20 protein-coding genes are annotated in these 17,600 nt (G+C 34.1%); 9 read left to right on the top strand and 11 right to left on the bottom strand.

What is annotated here, in order from left to right; translation table 11 throughout:
* Nucleotides 1-55: 55 nt before the first annotated feature.
* Entirely contained in the window at nucleotides 56-376 is a 321-nt protein-coding gene (locus FJOH_RS13260; protein WP_012024621.1) for a YbaB/EbfC family nucleoid-associated protein, read from the top strand.
* A 133-nt stretch (nucleotides 377-509) separates the two neighbouring features.
* Here FJOH_RS13260 and FJOH_RS13255 read toward each other — a convergent pair whose 3' ends face one another.
* Nucleotides 510-1,529: a threonine aldolase family protein gene (locus FJOH_RS13255; protein WP_012024620.1), complete on the bottom strand. Its 1,020-nt coding sequence runs from the start codon at nucleotides 1,527-1,529 to the stop codon at nucleotides 510-512.
* 344 nt (nucleotides 1,530-1,873) lie between these two features.
* Between FJOH_RS13255 and prfB the strand changes: the two genes are divergently transcribed.
* From prfB to lpxD, 3 genes are all read left to right on the top strand, one after another.
* Nucleotides 1,874-2,972, top strand: a protein-coding gene (gene prfB / locus FJOH_RS13250) for a peptide chain release factor 2 (protein ID WP_121361670.1) whose coding sequence is annotated in 2 segments (ribosomal slippage) — nucleotides 1,874-1,936 and nucleotides 1,938-2,972 — 1,098 coding nt in all. Because the reading frame shifts where the segments join, the coding sequence is not laid out codon by codon here.
* A gap of 82 nt (nucleotides 2,973-3,054) precedes the next feature.
* Nucleotides 3,055-3,501, top strand: coding sequence for a peptide-methionine (R)-S-oxide reductase MsrB (gene msrB / locus FJOH_RS13245; RefSeq protein ID WP_012024618.1), 447 nt, complete (start codon nucleotides 3,055-3,057; stop codon nucleotides 3,499-3,501).
* A 334-nt stretch (nucleotides 3,502-3,835) separates the two neighbouring features.
* Nucleotides 3,836-4,834, top strand: coding sequence for a UDP-3-O-(3-hydroxymyristoyl)glucosamine N-acyltransferase (gene lpxD, locus FJOH_RS13240; RefSeq protein ID WP_012024617.1), 999 nt, complete (start codon nucleotides 3,836-3,838; stop codon nucleotides 4,832-4,834).
* A gap of 224 nt (nucleotides 4,835-5,058) precedes the next feature.
* Here lpxD and FJOH_RS13235 read toward each other — a convergent pair whose 3' ends face one another.
* From FJOH_RS13235 to FJOH_RS13220, 4 genes are all read right to left on the bottom strand, one after another.
* Nucleotides 5,059-5,265, bottom strand: a complete 207-nt coding sequence (locus FJOH_RS13235) for a hypothetical protein (RefSeq protein ID WP_012024616.1) — start codon at nucleotides 5,263-5,265, stop codon at nucleotides 5,059-5,061.
* Nucleotides 5,266-5,270: 5 nt separating this feature from the next.
* Complete coding sequence (locus FJOH_RS13230) at nucleotides 5,271-5,582, bottom strand: DUF3817 domain-containing protein (RefSeq protein WP_012024615.1); 312 nt, start codon at nucleotides 5,580-5,582, stop codon at nucleotides 5,271-5,273.
* Nucleotides 5,583-5,584: 2 nt separating this feature from the next.
* Complete coding sequence (locus tag FJOH_RS13225; protein WP_012024614.1) at nucleotides 5,585-6,043, bottom strand: hypothetical protein; 459 nt, start codon at nucleotides 6,041-6,043, stop codon at nucleotides 5,585-5,587.
* A gap of 69 nt (nucleotides 6,044-6,112) precedes the next feature.
* The gene (locus FJOH_RS13220) at nucleotides 6,113-6,703 is read right to left on the bottom strand and encodes a TetR/AcrR family transcriptional regulator (RefSeq protein WP_012024613.1); all 591 of its coding nucleotides are present in this window, start codon (nucleotides 6,701-6,703) and stop codon (nucleotides 6,113-6,115) included.
* Nucleotides 6,704-6,873: 170 nt separating this feature from the next.
* On the opposite strand from FJOH_RS13220, the gene FJOH_RS13215 reads away from it, so the two are divergent.
* The 5 genes from FJOH_RS13215 (at nucleotide 6,874) to hemN (ending at nucleotide 11,586) form a co-directional block, all read left to right on the top strand.
* Nucleotides 6,874-8,502: an acyl-CoA carboxylase subunit beta gene (locus FJOH_RS13215; RefSeq protein ID WP_012024612.1), complete on the top strand. Its 1,629-nt coding sequence runs from the start codon at nucleotides 6,874-6,876 to the stop codon at nucleotides 8,500-8,502.
* 120 nt (nucleotides 8,503-8,622) lie between these two features.
* On the top strand, nucleotides 8,623-9,045 hold the full coding sequence (locus tag FJOH_RS13210; protein ID WP_012024611.1) for a DoxX family protein: 423 nt from the start codon (nucleotides 8,623-8,625) through the stop codon (nucleotides 9,043-9,045).
* A 117-nt stretch (nucleotides 9,046-9,162) separates the two neighbouring features.
* Nucleotides 9,163-9,510 (top strand): hypothetical protein, encoded by a 348-nt coding sequence (locus tag FJOH_RS13205; protein WP_012024610.1) that lies wholly within the window; start codon nucleotides 9,163-9,165, stop codon nucleotides 9,508-9,510.
* Nucleotides 9,511-9,622: 112 nt separating this feature from the next.
* A complete protein-coding gene (locus tag FJOH_RS13200; protein ID WP_012024609.1) occupies nucleotides 9,623-10,093 on the top strand; it encodes a hypothetical protein in 471 nt (156 codons plus the stop codon).
* Nucleotides 10,094-10,221: 128 nt separating this feature from the next.
* Entirely contained in the window at nucleotides 10,222-11,586 is a 1,365-nt protein-coding gene (gene hemN, locus FJOH_RS13195) for an oxygen-independent coproporphyrinogen III oxidase (protein ID WP_012024608.1), read from the top strand.
* Here hemN and FJOH_RS13190 read toward each other — a convergent pair.
* From FJOH_RS13190 to ccoN, 6 genes are all read right to left on the bottom strand, one after another.
* Nucleotides 11,583-12,284, bottom strand: coding sequence for a sulfite exporter TauE/SafE family protein (locus FJOH_RS13190; RefSeq protein WP_012024607.1), 702 nt, complete (start codon nucleotides 12,282-12,284; stop codon nucleotides 11,583-11,585). The genes hemN and FJOH_RS13190 overlap by 4 nt on opposite strands.
* A 91-nt stretch (nucleotides 12,285-12,375) precedes the next feature.
* A complete protein-coding gene (locus FJOH_RS13185) occupies nucleotides 12,376-12,825 on the bottom strand; it encodes a FixH family protein (protein WP_012024606.1) in 450 nt (149 codons plus the stop codon).
* 13 nt (nucleotides 12,826-12,838) lie between these two features.
* Nucleotides 12,839-14,257: a cytochrome c oxidase accessory protein CcoG gene (ccoG, locus tag FJOH_RS13180; protein WP_012024605.1), complete on the bottom strand. Its 1,419-nt coding sequence runs from the start codon at nucleotides 14,255-14,257 to the stop codon at nucleotides 12,839-12,841.
* An 11-nt stretch (nucleotides 14,258-14,268) separates the two neighbouring features.
* The gene (locus FJOH_RS13175; protein WP_012024604.1) at nucleotides 14,269-15,210 is read right to left on the bottom strand and encodes a cbb3-type cytochrome c oxidase N-terminal domain-containing protein; all 942 of its coding nucleotides are present in this window, start codon (nucleotides 15,208-15,210) and stop codon (nucleotides 14,269-14,271) included.
* Nucleotides 15,211-15,213: 3 nt separating this feature from the next.
* Entirely contained in the window at nucleotides 15,214-15,408 is a 195-nt protein-coding gene (locus FJOH_RS13170) for a cytochrome c oxidase subunit IV (protein WP_044047719.1), read from the bottom strand.
* Between the two features lie 7 nt (nucleotides 15,409-15,415).
* Complete coding sequence (gene ccoN / locus FJOH_RS13165; protein WP_012024603.1) at nucleotides 15,416-17,599, bottom strand: cytochrome-c oxidase, cbb3-type subunit I; 2,184 nt, start codon at nucleotides 17,597-17,599, stop codon at nucleotides 15,416-15,418.
* Between the last annotated feature and the right edge of the window lies 1 nt (nucleotide 17,600).

Here is a 17,600-nt window from a genome sequence, read left to right as displayed (position 1 = left end):
TAATCATACAGCAATATACTAATTTTGTATGAAATAATATTAAAATCAACAAAAAATGGATTTAATGGGAATGATGGGTAAACTTAAAGAAACCCAGCAAAAAATTGAAGATACAAAGAAACGCCTTGATACTGTTTTAATTGACGAACAAAGCGCTGACGGATTATTAAAAATTACAGTTACTGCAAATAGAAAAGTAAAATCAATCTCTATCGATGATTCTCTTTTAGAAGATAAAGAACAATTAGAAGATTACTTAGTTGTAACTCTAAACAAAGTAATCGAAAAAGCAACAAGTGTAAATGAAAGAGAACTTGATGCTGTTGCCAGAATGGACATGCCTTCTATTCCTGGAATGGATAATTTGTTTAAATAATTTTAAGAAACAAAGGTTCAGAGATACAAAGGGACAAAGGTTTTTTATTATGAAAACCTTGAATCAAAAAAAAGACGCAAATAATGCGTCTTTTTTTTTAACCTTTGCCCCTCTAAACCTTTGTCCCTCTTTCCTAAATCTTCGAAAGCGTTTCAACTACATAAGTATGCATTACCTCTTTATAATCTAAATGCGTAACGATTCTAAGTTTATTATGACCTAAAGAGCTTATTAAAATATTTTTTTGTTTTAATTTTTCTATCAAAAGCTGGTCGCTGTAGCCTTCTGCTAATGAAAAAATCAAAATATTTGTTTCAACTGGTTCTACTGAAGCCACCCAAGATTTGGTGCTTAAAATTGCTCCAATTTCTTTTGCTCTGCGATGATCTTCGGCAAGACGTTCAATATTGTTTGCCAAAGCATATAATCCCGCTGCAGCCAAATAACCTACCTGACGCATTCCACCACCTAATATCTTTCTGATTCTCAACGCTCTATGAATATCAGCTTTACTTCCAAGCAAAACAGAACCAATTGGAGCTCCTAATCCTTTAGACAAACAAACTGAAATAGTATCGAAAATAGCTCCAAATTCCTTCGGGTTTTGTCTTTTAGCAACCAATGCATTCCAAATTCTGGCACCGTCTAAGTGGAACTTCAAATTATTAGCGTCGCAAACTTTTTTAATATCTCTTAAATCCTGCAATTCATAACAAGCACCTCCGCCTTTGTTTGTTGTGTTTTCTACACAAACCAAACTCGTCAGCGGACTATGGTAAAATTCCGGATCGTTTATCGCTGCAGCAACCTGTTTTGCATTTATCATACCGCGGTCTCCATCTAACAAACAGCATGAAACACCACTGTTAAAAGAAACTCCTCCTCCTTCATAATGAAAAACATGAGCATATTTATCAGCAATTAACTGTTCACCCGGCTGTGTATGAAGTTTAATTGCAGTTTGATTTGCCATAGTTCCAGACGGAAAAAAAAGTCCAGCTTCCATACCAAAAAACTCGGCTACTCTTGTCTCTAATTCGATAACCGTAGGATCTTGCTTGTATACATCGTCGCCAACGTGAGCGTTAAACATATACTGAAGCATCTCATACGTAGGCTTAGTAATGGTATCGCTGATTAAATTTATTTCCATATAAAACTATATATTTTGGACTGCAAAATTACGTATAACTGTTTGTTAATAATCTCAAGTTTTAATAAATTTTAACTTAGAGATTACATAGAACCAAATTAACGTAATATTTATAAAAAACATATAAAACTAGCATTAATAATTCAAAAATTGATTTCTTATTTTTCTAAACAATTGTTTTTACTAAAAAATTAGTTCTCAAATATCTCTCTTTTTTGCACCATAATTTATAGCTGTATTCTAAAAACTAAATCTTATTTTTGTACAACGAAATTAAGCATTGGGTTTTAAAATCTAAACCAATGCAATATCAACAAAAAACATCTAAAACAAGTTATTAATTTATGACAACAGCCGAACAAGTAAAAGGTATTGTGGAGCGCCTTGGTGCGTTGAGGAGGTATCTTTGACGTTGATGCCAAGCTAATCGAAATTGCAAACGAAGAAGAAAAAACTTTTGCTCCTGACTTTTGGAACAATCCTAAGGAAGCAGAAAACATTGTAAAAAATCTTCGAAACAAGAAAAAATGGATTGAAGATTATGATAAAGCCGTATCTCTAACAGATGAATTACAGCTTGCTTATGATTTTTATAAAGAAGGTGAGCTTTCTACAGAAGAATTAGACGAACAATACAATGTAACTCAGTCTCATATAGAAAACATCGAATTCAAAAACATGCTTTCTGACGAAGGTGACAGTTTAAGTGCAGTAGTTCAAATTACGGCCGGAGCCGGAGGAACAGAAAGTTGTGACTGGGCCGGAATGCTGATGCGTATGTACATGATGTGGGGAGAAAGTTATGGTTACAAAATAAAAGAACTTAACTTTCAGGAAGGTGATGTAGCAGGAATTAAAACTGTAACTTTAGAGTTCGAAGGCGATTATTCTTTTGGGTATTTAAAAGGCGAAAACGGAGTTCACCGTCTGGTTAGAATTTCTCCTTTTGATAGTAATGCTAAACGTCATACTTCATTCGTGTCTGTATATGTTTATCCGCTTGTTGATGACAGTATCGAAATTGACATTAATCCTGCCGATATTGAAATTACAACGTCACGATCAAGTGGTGCCGGAGGACAGAACGTAAATAAAGTTGAAACAAAAGTTCAATTAGTACATAAACCAACCGGAATCCAGATTCAGTGTTCTGAGACAAGATCACAACAGGACAACAGACAGCGTGCTATGCAGATGCTTCGTTCTCAATTGTATGAAATTGAGTTAAAGAAACAACAAGCTCAACGTGCCGATATTGAAGCCGGAAAAATGAAAATCGAATGGGGTTCGCAGATTCGTAACTACGTTATGCAGCCTTATAAATTAGTAAAAGACGTTCGTACAGGTTATGAAACCAGCGATGTCGACGGCGTTATGAATGGAAATATAGATGCATTCCTGAAAGCCTATTTAATGATGATGGGACAGAAGGAAGAGGAATAGTATTCAGTCGCAGTCTCAGTTTTCAATAAACTGAGACTGTACTGAGACTGAAAACTGAGACTGAAAACTAAAAAAAATAGTTATGATAAAATGGGCAGATGTAATTCATTTTACAAATAAAGGAAATCCAACTCCGGATAAAAGAGTAGAGAAAACAGAAGAAGAATGGAAACAGCTTTTAACTCCTGAAGAATATCAGGTAACACGTTTAAAAGGAACCGAAAGATCTTTCAGCTCTGAAATGTGCAGTTTATTTGATCCTGGAATTTACGAATGCAAATGCTGCGGAACTGTTCTTTTTGATGCGAGTGAAAAATTTGAATCAGGAACAGGCTGGCCTTCTTTTACACAGCCAATTAAAGAAAATGCAATTGGTTATCATGCAGACAAATCATACGGCATGATACGTGTTGAAGTTGTCTGTAATGTATGCGACGCGCATTTAGGACACGTATTCCCTGATGGACCTCCTCCAACAGGTTTACGATACTGCATAAATGCCATTTCACTATCAAAAATTAAAGAATAAATTCTACAAGCGATTCCTTCAAAAAAAAGCGAATCGCTTTTTTTTAATCTTCACTGAACTAAACAATTAACAAAACAAATGTAAGTCGCTACTTATCAATTAAATTATTTATTTCCTACAGCATCAAAATTTAAGACAATTAAGTCAAAAACACAGCTACAGCAATTCCAAACATTAAAAAACTTTCAGTAATTTAATAGTTAAAATGTTAATTTTGTAATATTTAGACTTCTATTTTAAATATTTATTAAGAAACATAAAAAATTTATTAGGTAATTAAAATCTAATTTGTTTTATTTGGCAAAAATTAACCCTAAGTCGATTAAAATTGTCAATGAGATCCTATTCAATTCAAGAAATTAATGAAGTAATTAATGGCGTAATTTACGGCACTACTTCGCAGAACATTACCGCAACTGAGCAATTAGAAAAAGCTACAACTTCAGAGATTTCTTTTATAGGAAATAAAAAATACGAAAAATACTGGTCGACATCAAATGCTTCAATTGCAGTTGTAAACGAGGATATTTCGATTGAACCTGGTGAAAATCGCGCTTTTATTAAGGTTAAAAATGCAGATTTGGCGATGTCACAAATCCTTGCTCTTTTTGCTCCTCCTACACCAATATTCCATAACAATATACACAAAACCGCCACTATAGACGAAACAGCTGTAATTGGTGAAGGTGCTAAAATTGGTGCGGGATGTTATATTGGACCTAAAGTTGAAATTGGTGCTAATGCAACGATTTACCCAAACGTTACCATTTTGGATGAATGTACTATTGGAAAAAACACCATTATCTGGTCAGGAAGCGTTGTACGTGAGCGTTGTCATATTGGAAGTGATTGTATTATTCACCCAAATGCTACAATTGGAGCCGATGGTTTTGGATTTCGTCCTTGTACTGAAAAAGGTTTAGTAAAAATTCCTCAAATTGGAAACGTAATCATTGGAAACGGAGTTGAAATCGGAGCCAATTCCTGCGTTGACCGTGGAAAATTCAGTTCGACCGTTTTAGGCGACGGCTGTAAAATTGACAATTTAGTACAAATTGGACATAACAGTAAATTAGGCCGATTCTGTATTATGGCTGGAAACAGTGGTTTAGCAGGTTCTGTAACTTTAGGAAACGGAGTTATTATTGGCGGAAGCGCTTCAATAAAAGACCATACCACAATTGGTGACGGAGCTGTAATTGGCGCCGGATCTGGTGTTACTGGAGATGTTCCTGCCGGAAAAACAATGCTGGGTTATCCTGCTGTTGAAGCTCGTGATGCATTAAAACAATGGGCAATGCTAAAACGAATGGTTTGCGCTCCTAAAAAATAATCTGCAATTCTAAATATTTTTAAACACATAGAAACATAGATTTTGTTTTCGCAAAAGGCAATTTCATTTGCATTAACAAATATAGCCTATGTGTAAATGATATATCATTTTTTTTTTAATCTTTATTAAGAAAACTAAAAACCTATGTTTCTATGTGTTTAAATTAATTACACACAATCGTTTATATAAAAAAAAACATCCGCTGCAACGGATGTTTTCTGTTTTTATAAGGCTTCACATTCGAAACCAATTACTTTCATTAAAAAAATTACCTTTTCAATATTATCATCTTTACATTCAAATCGCAGAATATTATCACAATCTTCGAGATCAAAATTCCATTTTGAATTGGGAAATAACCGATTCAGTTTTGGGGTAACTTTCTTTACTTTCGAAATGCTGTCAACGTTTGTTTTGAATACAAAAATCATAAATTTTAATGGTTTTGAATTTTACTTAAAATCTTAGAATCGATGTAAAAAGTACCAAATGGAATTACACAGGCCAAAAGTACTTTCCAGGTTGTGTCCTTAAATTTCCAGTTCTGCTCTACTCCAACACTTAAAGTGTTAAAAACAAAAAGCAGAAATAAAGCGCCATGAATTGTCCCAACAGGTCTCGTTAAAAATGGCATTTCAAAAACATATTTCATTGGCATTGCAATAAAAAGCAGAATTAAAAGTGATGTTCCTTCAAGGAAACCAATAATTCGTAATCGTCCGGTATTTGTATTTAATAAATTTTTCATAATTATCTAAAATAAGGTCGGCTTGCAAGAGGAGAAAATGGCCACGGAATGGCAATAAAAATAATTATCAAAGCAATTGAAAACCACAAAAACATGGTTCTGAATTTTTGCTCATCAGAAAGTTTTCTTTTGGCTAAAGCCGAACCAATTGTAATAAAAACTATCGCAGTTAACATTAAAAAGATATGAATAATTCCAAAAAATGAAGCATCCAGATTTAGAAAAGCATCTTTGTAATTTCTCCAGAAATATTTCACAATTGGACTCTGCATATAAACCAAAATTCCAAAAAGAAGCTGGATATGAGCAATTGTTGCTGTCCAGTGCCGGATGAGATTATCTTTTTTGGTAAAAGGAAGTTTTTGAGAATAACCTTTGTAAGCGATATACATAGAATATAATAAGCTTAACAATACGAGCCATCTTATAAACGAATGGCCTGATAAAAGAGTTTGATACATTGTTTTTTGATTTAGACAATGCAAATATATTCAAAAAACATACTAATTAGTATGTTTTAAAAAATAATTTTATTTCAAACCGTCCAAATATTTCTTAAGCTCTTCTAAATAAATAAGATATACTGAATTATCATTTTGAAGTTTTCCAAAATTTCGTATTCCCCAATAGCCTGAAAGGATAAAAAAAGCTACTTGTTCACCAATAACATCTTTGCGAATCAAACCAGATTCTTTACCTTTTTCAATTGAATTTATAATTGTAGTTTTCCATAAATTGACTAATTCAGTCAAAGCTTCGCTAAACTTAGTATTCCAGGGCGTCATTTCCTGAGTAAGATTTCCAACCGGACAGCCATATTTTACCTGCAAAAAAGGATCTTCTAATAACAGATATGAAATCATATTATAAAAATCTTCTATTGGATTTTGAGAAACTTCAGTTGGTTTTATAAAATGTTCCTGCATTGTCGGCTTTAGAATTTCTTCTATAATTGCAACTCCCATTTCATCTTTATTTTTAAAATGATAATAAAAAGCTCCTTTTGTAACTTGAGTAGTTGCAATAATTTCATCAACACTAGTAGTTTGATATCCTTTAGTGTATATCAATTCAAATGCTTTATGAAGAATAGTAAGTCGGGTATTGGCAGCTTTAGACATAAAAATACTAATTGGTATGAAAAAGCAAATTAAAGAAAAATAATTGGTGTAATTGATTTAAACACATAGAAACAGAAATATAAACTTTTTCTTAATTCACAAAGCAATCGGTTTATTTCAATTGATTTTGTAAATTAGCCAACACTATTTTGTAAAATCAATATTATATCATGGATTTAAACTTCAATAAAAACGAAGATCACAATAAACTCTTACTTTCAGAATTAAAACAAAAATTTGCCAAAGTAAAATTGGGCGGAGGCGAAAAACGAATTGAAAAATTACATGCCGAAGGAAAAATGACGGCTCGTGAACGTATCGATTATTTATTAGATGAAAATTCAAATAGTATTGAAATTGGCGGTTTTGCCGGCGAAGGAATGTACGCTGAACACGGCGGATGTCCGTCTGGCGGAGTTGTAATTAAAATAGGATACATAAAAGGAAAGCAATGCATTGTGGTTGCGAATGATGCGACGGTAAAAGCCGGAGCCTGGTTTCCAATAACAGGAAAAAAGAATCTTCGAGCGCAGGAAATTGCAATCGAAAACAGACTTCCAATTATATATTTAGTAGACAGTGCCGGAGTTTACCTGCCTATGCAGGATGAAATTTTTCCTGACAAAGAACATTTCGGACGCATTTTTAGAAATAATGCTCAAATGAGCAGTATGGGAATTACACAAATCGCTGCCGTTATGGGAAGCTGTGTTGCCGGAGGTGCTTATCTGCCCATTATGAGCGATGAAGCTTTAATTGTAGACAAAACAGGCAGTATTTTCCTTGCCGGAAGTTATTTGGTTAAAGCAGCAATTGGAGAAACTATCGACAACGAAACTCTGGGCGGTGCAACAACACACTGCGAAATTTCTGGAGTTACAGACTATAAAGCTAAAGATGACAAAGATGCTTTAGATAAAATTAAAAATATTGTAGATAAAATTGGTGATTTTGATAAAGCCGGCTACAGCCGAATCAAAGCTGAAAAACCTGCTTTAGACCAAAATGACATTTACGGAATTTTACCAAAAGCCAGAACAGATCAATACGACATGATGGAAATCATAAAACGTTTGGTTGATAATTCAGAATTTGAAGCGTATAAAGAAGGTTACGGACAATCATTAATAACCGGTTATGCCAGAATAGACGGCTGGGCTGTCGGAATTGTGGCGAACCAGCGAAAAGTGGTAAAGACCAAAAAAGGCGAAATGCAGTTTGGAGGCGTAATTTACTCTGACAGCGCAGACAAAGCAACCCGATTTATTGCAAATTGCAATCAAAAAAAGATTCCGCTGGTATTTTTACAAGATGTTACCGGATTTATGGTAGGTTCAAAATCTGAACATGGCGGAATTATTAAAGATGGTGCTAAAATGGTAAACGCAGTAAGCAATTCTGTTGTACCAAAATTCACAGTAATTGTAGGTAATTCTTATGGTGCAGGAAATTATGCGATGTGCGGAAAAGCCTATGATCCAAGATTAATTTTCGCATGGCCAAGTGCAGAACTTGCTGTTATGGGAGGAACTCAGGCAGCTAAAGTTTTAGCGCAAATTGAAGCTTCTTCGCTTAAAGCTAAAGGCGAAGTTATTGATGAAGCCAAAGAAGCAGAATTATTCAATAAAATAAAAGCACGTTACGACGAGCAGACTTCTCCATATTATGCGGCATCAAGATTATGGACAGATGCTATTATCGATCCGCTTGATACCCGCAAATGGATCTCAATGGGAATCGAAGCAGCAAACCACGCTCCTATTCAAAAACCATTTAATTTGGGAGTTATTCAGGTTTAGCAGTTTTAAAATTTTGAAAAGCTGTTAAATAAATATCAAAAAACTCATTTTCAGATACTTAAATTAAATATATCATTAAAAATTAGTAACTTTATATGTAATTTTTAATCACGTAGTATCATGGAAAATGTTAAAAGCTTAAATAAGTGGGCTAATTCGCATACTTATTTACCAGTAGATTTGGTGCGTATTATATTGGGTGTTTTTTTATTTATGAAAGGAATTTCATTTGTAACAAACATTCAGTATTTACATGATTTAATTTCTCCTATAGATCAGTTTGGGGGCGGAATGTTTCTTCTGCATTATATTGCACCGGCCCACATGATTGGAGGCATAATGATTGTATTCGGGCTGCTTACCCGCTGGGCAATTGCAGCTCAATTACCTGTACTATTTGGTGCTGTTCTCGTTAATTTTATGGGACGCATGCACTCTGAAAGTTTAATTCTTGCCATAGTAGTTTTACTGCTTTGCATCTTCTTCTTATTTTACGGAGGAGGAAAACACTCAGCCGACTATTACTTTAAAATGCAGCAATAAATAATTTTATCCTCAACTATTCTACAAATGTTGAGGATAAAATAATAAAGCTACTTTTAAGAAGTAATTAGCACTTAAAATTTCATTTATTGTGTTTTATGAACTAAATTCGCAGCCATGAATTGGATTCGTAAAACCATATTTTTTGTATCACTTTTGATCATCGGACTTTTTGCTGCTCAGGCAAACGAGTTTCCTGTGCAAAAAAATGAAAGTCAAAAAACGGATACCAATTTCTGCAAAGAAACAGCCGATTCATCAGCATTTATTCAGCCTCAGGGCAGTTATCAATTTGCTGCAAATATTAAAACAGATACAGCCGTTGTCATCAAATGGTTTGATGCGCTGTTAGTTGTTATTCCGCCTCACAAAGCAGTTAAATCTGCATTCAACTTTACAAATCAGTTTACTGCTCAGAGCAAAAAAATCATGTTATTGCTCTACGCCTTCCATTTTTTCTGGTAAATAAAACTTGAATTTTATTCTGAAGAGCAATTCTTCACAAATAAGTAAACCGTTTTCAACCTGAAAACTGTTTATCATTTCATTTATTTTTCACCAAAAACTTAAATCAAAAATGGAAACAAGTGTAACCATAATTGGTATTGTGATCGCCATCATAGTAGCCATTCCAATGTATTTTTCGGCACGATCGAGCGCTGCAAACAAATCAAGAATATTAAATATCAAGAAGAAATTCAATCCAAATAATCCAGAGCAATTTGATTTGACTGAATCTCAAAACAACAAAACACTTACGATTGATCAAAAAAACAGAAAATTCATTTTAATGAATTTCAATCCAAATCAACAGGAATCTACTTATGTAGATTTAAAGAGTGTTTCGTCTTGTAAATTAGTTTTAACTACAGAAGGCAGTTCAGATACAATCGTAAAAATTGATTTTGAATTTCAGGATAAAGAAACTTCTAGAAAAATAATAATTCCATTCTATGATTTTGATGATGACCGCATTAAACAAATAAGCGTTTATCAGGATCATATGTTTGCGAAAAAATGGCATAAAATCATTCAGGATTCTATTTAATGTTAGTTATTTAATTCAGTAGAAAGAGGCTCTTTATGGGTCTCTTTTTTTTTGTTAATTAATATGATATTTGTCATTTTATACCCCGGTTTCGTGTAGTAATTTTGGTGAAAACTAAATCCGTCTTTATGAAAATTTCACTAACCCAAAAGTACAATGTACCAGGGCCAAGATACACCAGTTATCCTACCGTACCTTATTGGAATGAAGCTGCTTTTACGATAGAAGAATGGAAATCATCATTTCAGAGAGCGTTTTCTGAAAGCAATTCTCAAAACGGAATAAGTTTATACATTCATCTTCCATTTTGCGAAAGCATGTGCACCTTTTGCGGCTGCAACAAACGAATTACAAAGAATCATACTGTTGAAGAAAAATACATACAAGCCGTTTTAAAAGAATGGAGATTGTACTGCAAATTATTACCAGAAAGACCTCTTATAAAGGAAATTCATTTAGGAGGCGGAACACCTACTTTTTTTTCAGCACATAATTTAGAGCATTTAATAAATGGTATTTTCAGCTTTGCCAATAAAGCCGAAAATCATGAGTTTAGTTTTGAAGGGCATCCCAATAACACTACTTATGATCAATTAAAAAGATTATATGATTTAGGCTTTCGCCGGGTTAGTTTTGGAGTTCAGGATTATTCTGAAAAAGTACAGAAGGCAATCAACCGAATTCAGCCTTTTCACAATGTAGCCAAAGTAACTTTTTGGGCCAAAGAAATTGGTTACACTTCTATAGGACACGATATTATATTTGGGCTTCCTTTTCAAACGGTTGAAGATGTAATTGATACAGTCGAAAAAACCAATTCTGTAAAACCAGACAGACTGGCATTTTACAGTTATGCTCACGTACCCTGGATAAAAGGAAACGGACAACGCGGTTTTAATGAAGAAAACCTCCCAAAAGATGGCGAGAAAAGAAAACTTTACGAAACTGGTAAACTATTACTTTCTGCAAATGGGTATCATGAAATTGGCATGGATCATTTTGCTTTAAAGTCTGACAGTTTATATCACTCGGCACAAAACAAAACAATGCATCGAAATTTTATGGGTTACAGTGCTTCTAAAACACAGCTTATGATTGGTTTAGGAGTTTCTTCAATTAGCGACAGCTGGTATGGCTTTGCTCAAAATACTAAAAACCTGGAAGATTACTATCAAATTTTAGAATGGAACCAGCTTCCGGTTGTAAAAGGTCATATTTTAAGTGATGAAGATCTTATCATTAGAAAACATATTTTAAACTTAACCTGTGAGCTTGAAACATCATGGAGCAATGATTCTTTATATTTTAAAGAACTGCCTGAAGTTTTATTATCTCTAAAAGAAATAGAAAGCGATCAATTGATTTTAATTGAAGAGAATAAAATAAAAATTACTGAAGCCGGAAGACCATTTGTTCGTAATATCTGTATGGCTTTTGATTTACATTTAAAAAGAAAGTCACCGGAAACCAATTTGTTTTCGATGACGGTTTAATGACAATTAGGAGTTCCCTGAACAAACAAACTCATATTTGAAGGAGATAAATAGGGAATTCCTAAACCTAAACCTCTCAGAATAAACAAAATTCCAATAATTACTGCAACATAAGGAATTGCTTTTTGAATCTTATTTCTAAATGGTAATTTTAAAAGTGATTTTACATAAACCACAATTGTCATTAAAGGAATAGTTCCTAATCCGTACAGGAACATATACAAAACACCAAAGCCGGCACTCTGCATGGCAATTGCCCCAAATAAAGCAACATAAACCATTCCGCAAGGTAAAAACCCATTAAGTAAACCAATCGTAAAAAGAGATTTATAACTTTTCTTTTTAAACTGGCTTCCTAAACTTGATTTTATGTTTGAGATAACTTTATAAACGGGTTTTGAAAAGTTGTATCTGGCAAATATTTTTTCTGGTATCAAAGCAATTAAAATCATTGCAATACCAATAAAAATAGACATTCGCTGCTGCATTCCTGCCAGGAAAAATCCCCTGCCCAATAATCCGAAGATTAAACCAATTGCTGCATATGCTGTTAACCTTCCTAAATGATAAGTAATAATCTGCGTTACTTTTTTAGCTTCATTTTGATGATCAACTGGAAGCATCATAGCAATTGGCCCGCACATTCCAACACAATGCAGACTGCTGATAAGACCTAATATAAAAGCTGAAAACAACATTTTATTTGTTTTTATAATTAATTCAGAAAAATATCTAGTCCCTGCGAGACTTTTTTCGTGGGGACTGTATTACTTTAGGGTAAAAGACGAATCAATTTACGTAGATAACTTCTTTCGTTAAGTATTTTTTACCTTCATACTGCCATTCCATATTAACATCCCAGCGTCCTTTAATTAACTTTTTGTGCGGAATAACTATAGAAGAATTGGTTAAGGCAATTTGCGTATCAAAATCAAATTTTTTATTTGAAGGTCTGTATAATAAAATGTTACCTTTTATTTTATCACTTTCAAAAGTGGCAGGAAAAGTAACTTTTACTCCTTCTTCTTCAAATTTAATTGAAGGTTTATGCTGTAAATCATGCGCATTCTGAATTCGGGCCATTTCTTCCTGAAAATGCGTATCATGTTTGTAATATTCTTCTACAACCAAATCATTGTCATATTTACTATTTGATTGTACTTCAAAAACAAAATATAAAATAAAGGTCATAAACAATGCAAATGCAATGACAATTCCTGTTCCCCAATTAATTTTCATGATGGTATATATTTTAATTAAAACTTCGTGGTCCTAAGAAATTTGTTTTGGTAGTTTCTAGAAGTTCTTTGCCGTTGTACACACCAATTTTTACATTAGTTTTATCACTTTCCAACAGTACTTCATCAATTTCTATAAACAATGTTCCTTGAGAAATCCCTTCTTTTGGTACTTTAAAATGCTGTTTTCCTACATTTCTAATTTCACCTTTTTGATCGATTAATTCAAAATGAATATCGTTGTAATCTTTCATTGTCTTGTTGACAATTTTATAAGTATAAACGTTGCTTATTTTTTCTCCTTTATGTTGAAAAAGCTGCCCTGGCAAACGTAAAACAACAGCCTGAAGATCAGTTCTGAGAAACAACATTCCAACAAAAATACTCAATAATATAAATAAAACTGCACTGTAGCCTTTCATTCTGGCAGTGAACTTAAAAGGTTCTTTTTTAACGATTTCATCTTCTGACGCATAACGTATAAGTCCTTTTGGCAGTCCTACACTTTCCATAATATGATCACATTCGTCAATACAAGCTGTACAGTTTGTACATTCTAACTGAGTTCCGTTTCTAATGTCAATTCCCATTGGGCAGACATGAACACATTGAAGACAATCAATACAATCTCCTTTTCCGGTTAAAGCTCTGTCTTCTTTTTTATTAAACTTTGCTCTTCCTTCTTCTTTTTCTCCTCTAACAAAATCATACGCTACATTGATTGATTTATTATCTAAAAGAACGCCTTGCAATCTTCCATAAGGACAGGCAATGATACAAACCTGCTCACGAAACCACACAAAAACAAAGTAGAAAACTCCGGTAAAAATTAAAAGTGCAATAAAATTGCTTGCCTGCTGAATTGGGCCTTGTTCAATCATTAGCAGCAAAGCATCACTTCCTACCAAATAAGCTAAAAAGACATTTGCAATAGCGAAAGAAATTATAAAGAAAATCGTCCACTTAATCAATCTCTTTCTTATTTTTTCGGCATTCCATTCCTGTCTTGCCAAACGTGATTGTGAACCGCGGTCACCGTCAATCCAATATTCTATCCGGCGAAAAACCATTTCAAGAAAGATGGTCTGCGGACAAATCCAGCCGCAAAATATTCGGCCAAAAACAACGGTAAATAAGATTATAAATACAACGCCTACAAGCATTGAAATTACGAAGAGGTAAAAATCTTGCGGCCAAAACGGAAATCCGAAGATATTAAAACGACGTTCAATGATATTGAACATCATAAACTGGTTTCCGTTTACTTTTATAAACGGATTTATGACTAAAATTGCCAGCAAAACATAACTGACTATTTTGCGGTAATCATAAAATTTACCAGACGGTTTTTTGGGAAAAATAAATTTCCTTTTACCACCTTCATCTATTGTTCCAATGGTATCTCTAAAAGCTTCGTCTGGTAAATTTGACATGGTATTCTATTTTATTTTTTAACTTCTGTGGTATCTTTTTTTGGTGCAGCTGAGGTTGCATCGTTGATTGGTGCACTTTCGTCTACCCAAACTTCACCTTCTGCTTCTTTTGGATCTTTAGGATTACTTCCTTGTAAAGACAAAATATAACTCGCAACTTTTTGAATTTCTTTTGGTTTCAGAGTACCTTTCCAGGCGATCATCCCTTTTCCGTCACGGCCTCCGTTTGTAATTGTGTGGAATAAGTTTTTAATTCCTCCTCCTAAAATCCAACGGTCGTCTGTTAAGTTTGGACCAATCTGCCCTCCTGCATCTGCTCTGTGACAAGCTGCACAATTGTTTGTAAAGATTTCTTTTCCTGCCGCAAGGCTTGGTTCATCTGTAAGTAAAACAACTGTTTTTTCATCCATTAAATCCGGTGCAGTTTTCAGGTATTCTTCAACATCAATTTTTGCCTGAGCCATTTCTTTCTTAAGCTCCATTTCCTGATCGTCAGCTCCTAATACATCGTAACGAACTACGTAGATTACTCCAAAAATGATACAGATATAGAATAAATACACCCACCAAGGCGGCAAATTGTTGTCTAGCTCTTTAATTCCGTCATAATCATGATCCATTAATAAGTCAGCTTCTTTAGACATTGGTTCTGTCTTAGTAAGCTTGTGCATTAATTCTTTGAACCAAGTGCTTTCTTTTAAGCTTAAACTATTTTCGTATTCTAATTTTGCTTTTTCTTCCGGAGACATTAATTGATACATCACTCTGTTTACAGCACTAAGTGTAACTTCGATTGCAATCAAAATGAATAAGAAAACAAATAAAAAGACAGATACCATTGGATATTTAATAAAAGCGGGCTTATCGCCTGAATCTATAAAATATTCCATCAAAGCAAATACGATGAAGAAAATCAACGGTACTCTAACATATACTGGGAAAAACTTTTTCATTTTTTATCTATCTTTTGAGATTATAACTTGTCCTTCTTCTAAAGGTATATTACTCATTTCCTGAATTTTATCTTTTCCATAAGAAAACACCCAAATGCCTAATCCTACGAAAAAGAAGAAGAAAATCAAGAGGGAAAGTATCGGGTAAATTTCTACACCCGATATCGTTTCCATATTGTGTTTTATTTGTTCAAACATAATGCTGTTATTTAGTTTCTTTTACTTTAATATCAGTACCAAGTCTTTGTATATAAGCAATCAAAGCGACAATTTCTCTTTCATTCATCGGAATGAATTTTTCTCCTTTTGCAGCTGCTTTTTTCTTGCTGTCTTCGTAGCTTTTCACAAAGTCAGGATCACTTTCTAAGCTTTTCTCAATCTTAACTGCCTGTTCTCTTAATGTTCTTTGTGCATTTTCAACATCTTGTGCTGAATAAGGAACTCCTAGTGAAATCATGGCATTCATTTTCTTTTGTGTCAATGAAATATCAAGCGGTTTGTTATCAAATAACCATTTGTATCCTGGCATAATAGATCCTGCCGATGTACTTTGAGGATTCCACATGTGGTTAAAGTGCCAGTTATCGTTGTACTTACCACCTACTCTTAATAAATCTGGCCCTGTACGTTTTGATCCCCATAAGAATGGATGGTCGTAAACAAACTCTCCAGCTTTTGACTGTACTCCGTAACGTTCAACTTCACTTCTAAACGGACGAACTGACTGAGAGTGACATCCTACACAACCTTCTCTGATATATAAATCACGTCCTTCAAGTTCTAACGGTGTATATGGTTTTACACTCGAAATAGTTGGAATATTTGATTTTACCATAATGGTTGGTACAATTTGAATAATACCTCCTATTAAAATGGCAATAGTAGCCAGAATAGTTAACTGAATTGGTTTTCTTTCTAACCATGAGTGGAATTTTTCTCCGCTCAATCTGTTGCTGCTTATTTTTTGTAAAGCCGGAGCCTGAGCTAATTCGTCTTCAACTGGCTCACCAGCTCTAACTGTCATGATGATGTTATAAACTAATGTCAGCATTCCTATTAAGTACAAACTACCTCCAATAGCTCTCATCCAATACATTGGCATAATCGCTGTAACTGTCTCTAGGAAGTTTCCGTAAGTTAAAGTTCCGTCTGGATTAAATTGTTTCCACATCGAAGCTTGTTGGAATCCGGCAACATATAAAGGAATTGTATAGACAATAATACCCAGAGTACCAATCCAGAAATGGAAGTTTGCCAGTTTCTTAGAGAACAAAGTTGTTTTTGTCATTCTTGGAATCAACCAGTAAATAATTGCAAATGACATAAATCCGTTCCAAGCTAAAGCACCTACGTGTACGTGCGCTACGATCCAGTCAGTATAGTGCGCAATAGCATTTACATTTTTAAGAGATAACATCGGCCCTTCAAAAGTCGCCATTCCGTAACCTGTAATTGCTACTACGAAGAATTTTAAAACCGGTTCTTCACGAACTTTATCCCATGCACCTCTTAATGTTAAAAGTCCGTTGATCATACCTCCCCAAGATGGAGCGATAAGCATTACTGAAAACGCAACTCCTAAGTTTTGAGCCCAGTTTGGTAAAGCTGAATATAATAAGTGGTGAGGTCCTGCCCAGATATAGATAAAAATTAAAGACCAGAAGTGAATAATTGATAATCTGTAAGAGTAAATAGGACGGTTTGCAATTTTAGGAACAAAATAATACATCAATCCTAAAAATGGTGTTGTTAAGAAAAACGCAACTGCATTGTGTCCGTACCACCATTGCACTAAAGCATCCTGAACACCTGCATAAACTGAATAACTTTTTAATGCTGAAACCGGAATTTCGATGTTGTTAAAAATATGCAGTACAGCAACCGTAACAAACGTAGCAAGGTAAAACCAAATTGCTACATACAGGTGGCGCTCTCTTCTTCGAAGCATTGTACCTATCATATTAATTCCCATTACTACCCAAATTAACGCTATAGCAATATCAATAGGCCATTCAAGCTCTGCATACTCTTTTGAAGAAGTATATCCTAATGGTAATGTAATTGCGGCAGCAACAATAATTAACTGCCATCCCCAAAAGTGCAGATTACTTAAAAAGTCACTGAACATTCTGGCTTTCAGCAATCTTTGCATTGAGTAATACATACCTGCAAAGAAAGCATTCCCAACAAAGGCAAAAATAACAGCATTAGTGTGCAAAGGTCTTAAACGACCGTAACTAAGCCATGAGATCCCGTCTGTGATATTGGGAAAAAGGTACATAACCGCTAAGGTCAGTCCCACTAACATACCCACGACTCCAAAAAGAATGGTGGCGTAAATGAATTTTTTTACAATTTTGTTGTCGTAATAAAACTGTTCCATTTCCATA

Origin of the sequence: Flavobacterium johnsoniae UW101 (assembly GCF_000016645.1) — a bacterium.
Taxonomy (GTDB): Bacteria; Bacteroidota; Bacteroidia; order Flavobacteriales; family Flavobacteriaceae; genus Flavobacterium; species Flavobacterium johnsoniae.
Note: the sequence above shows the minus strand (reverse complement) of the source record. Positions and strands in the feature narration are given on the sequence as shown.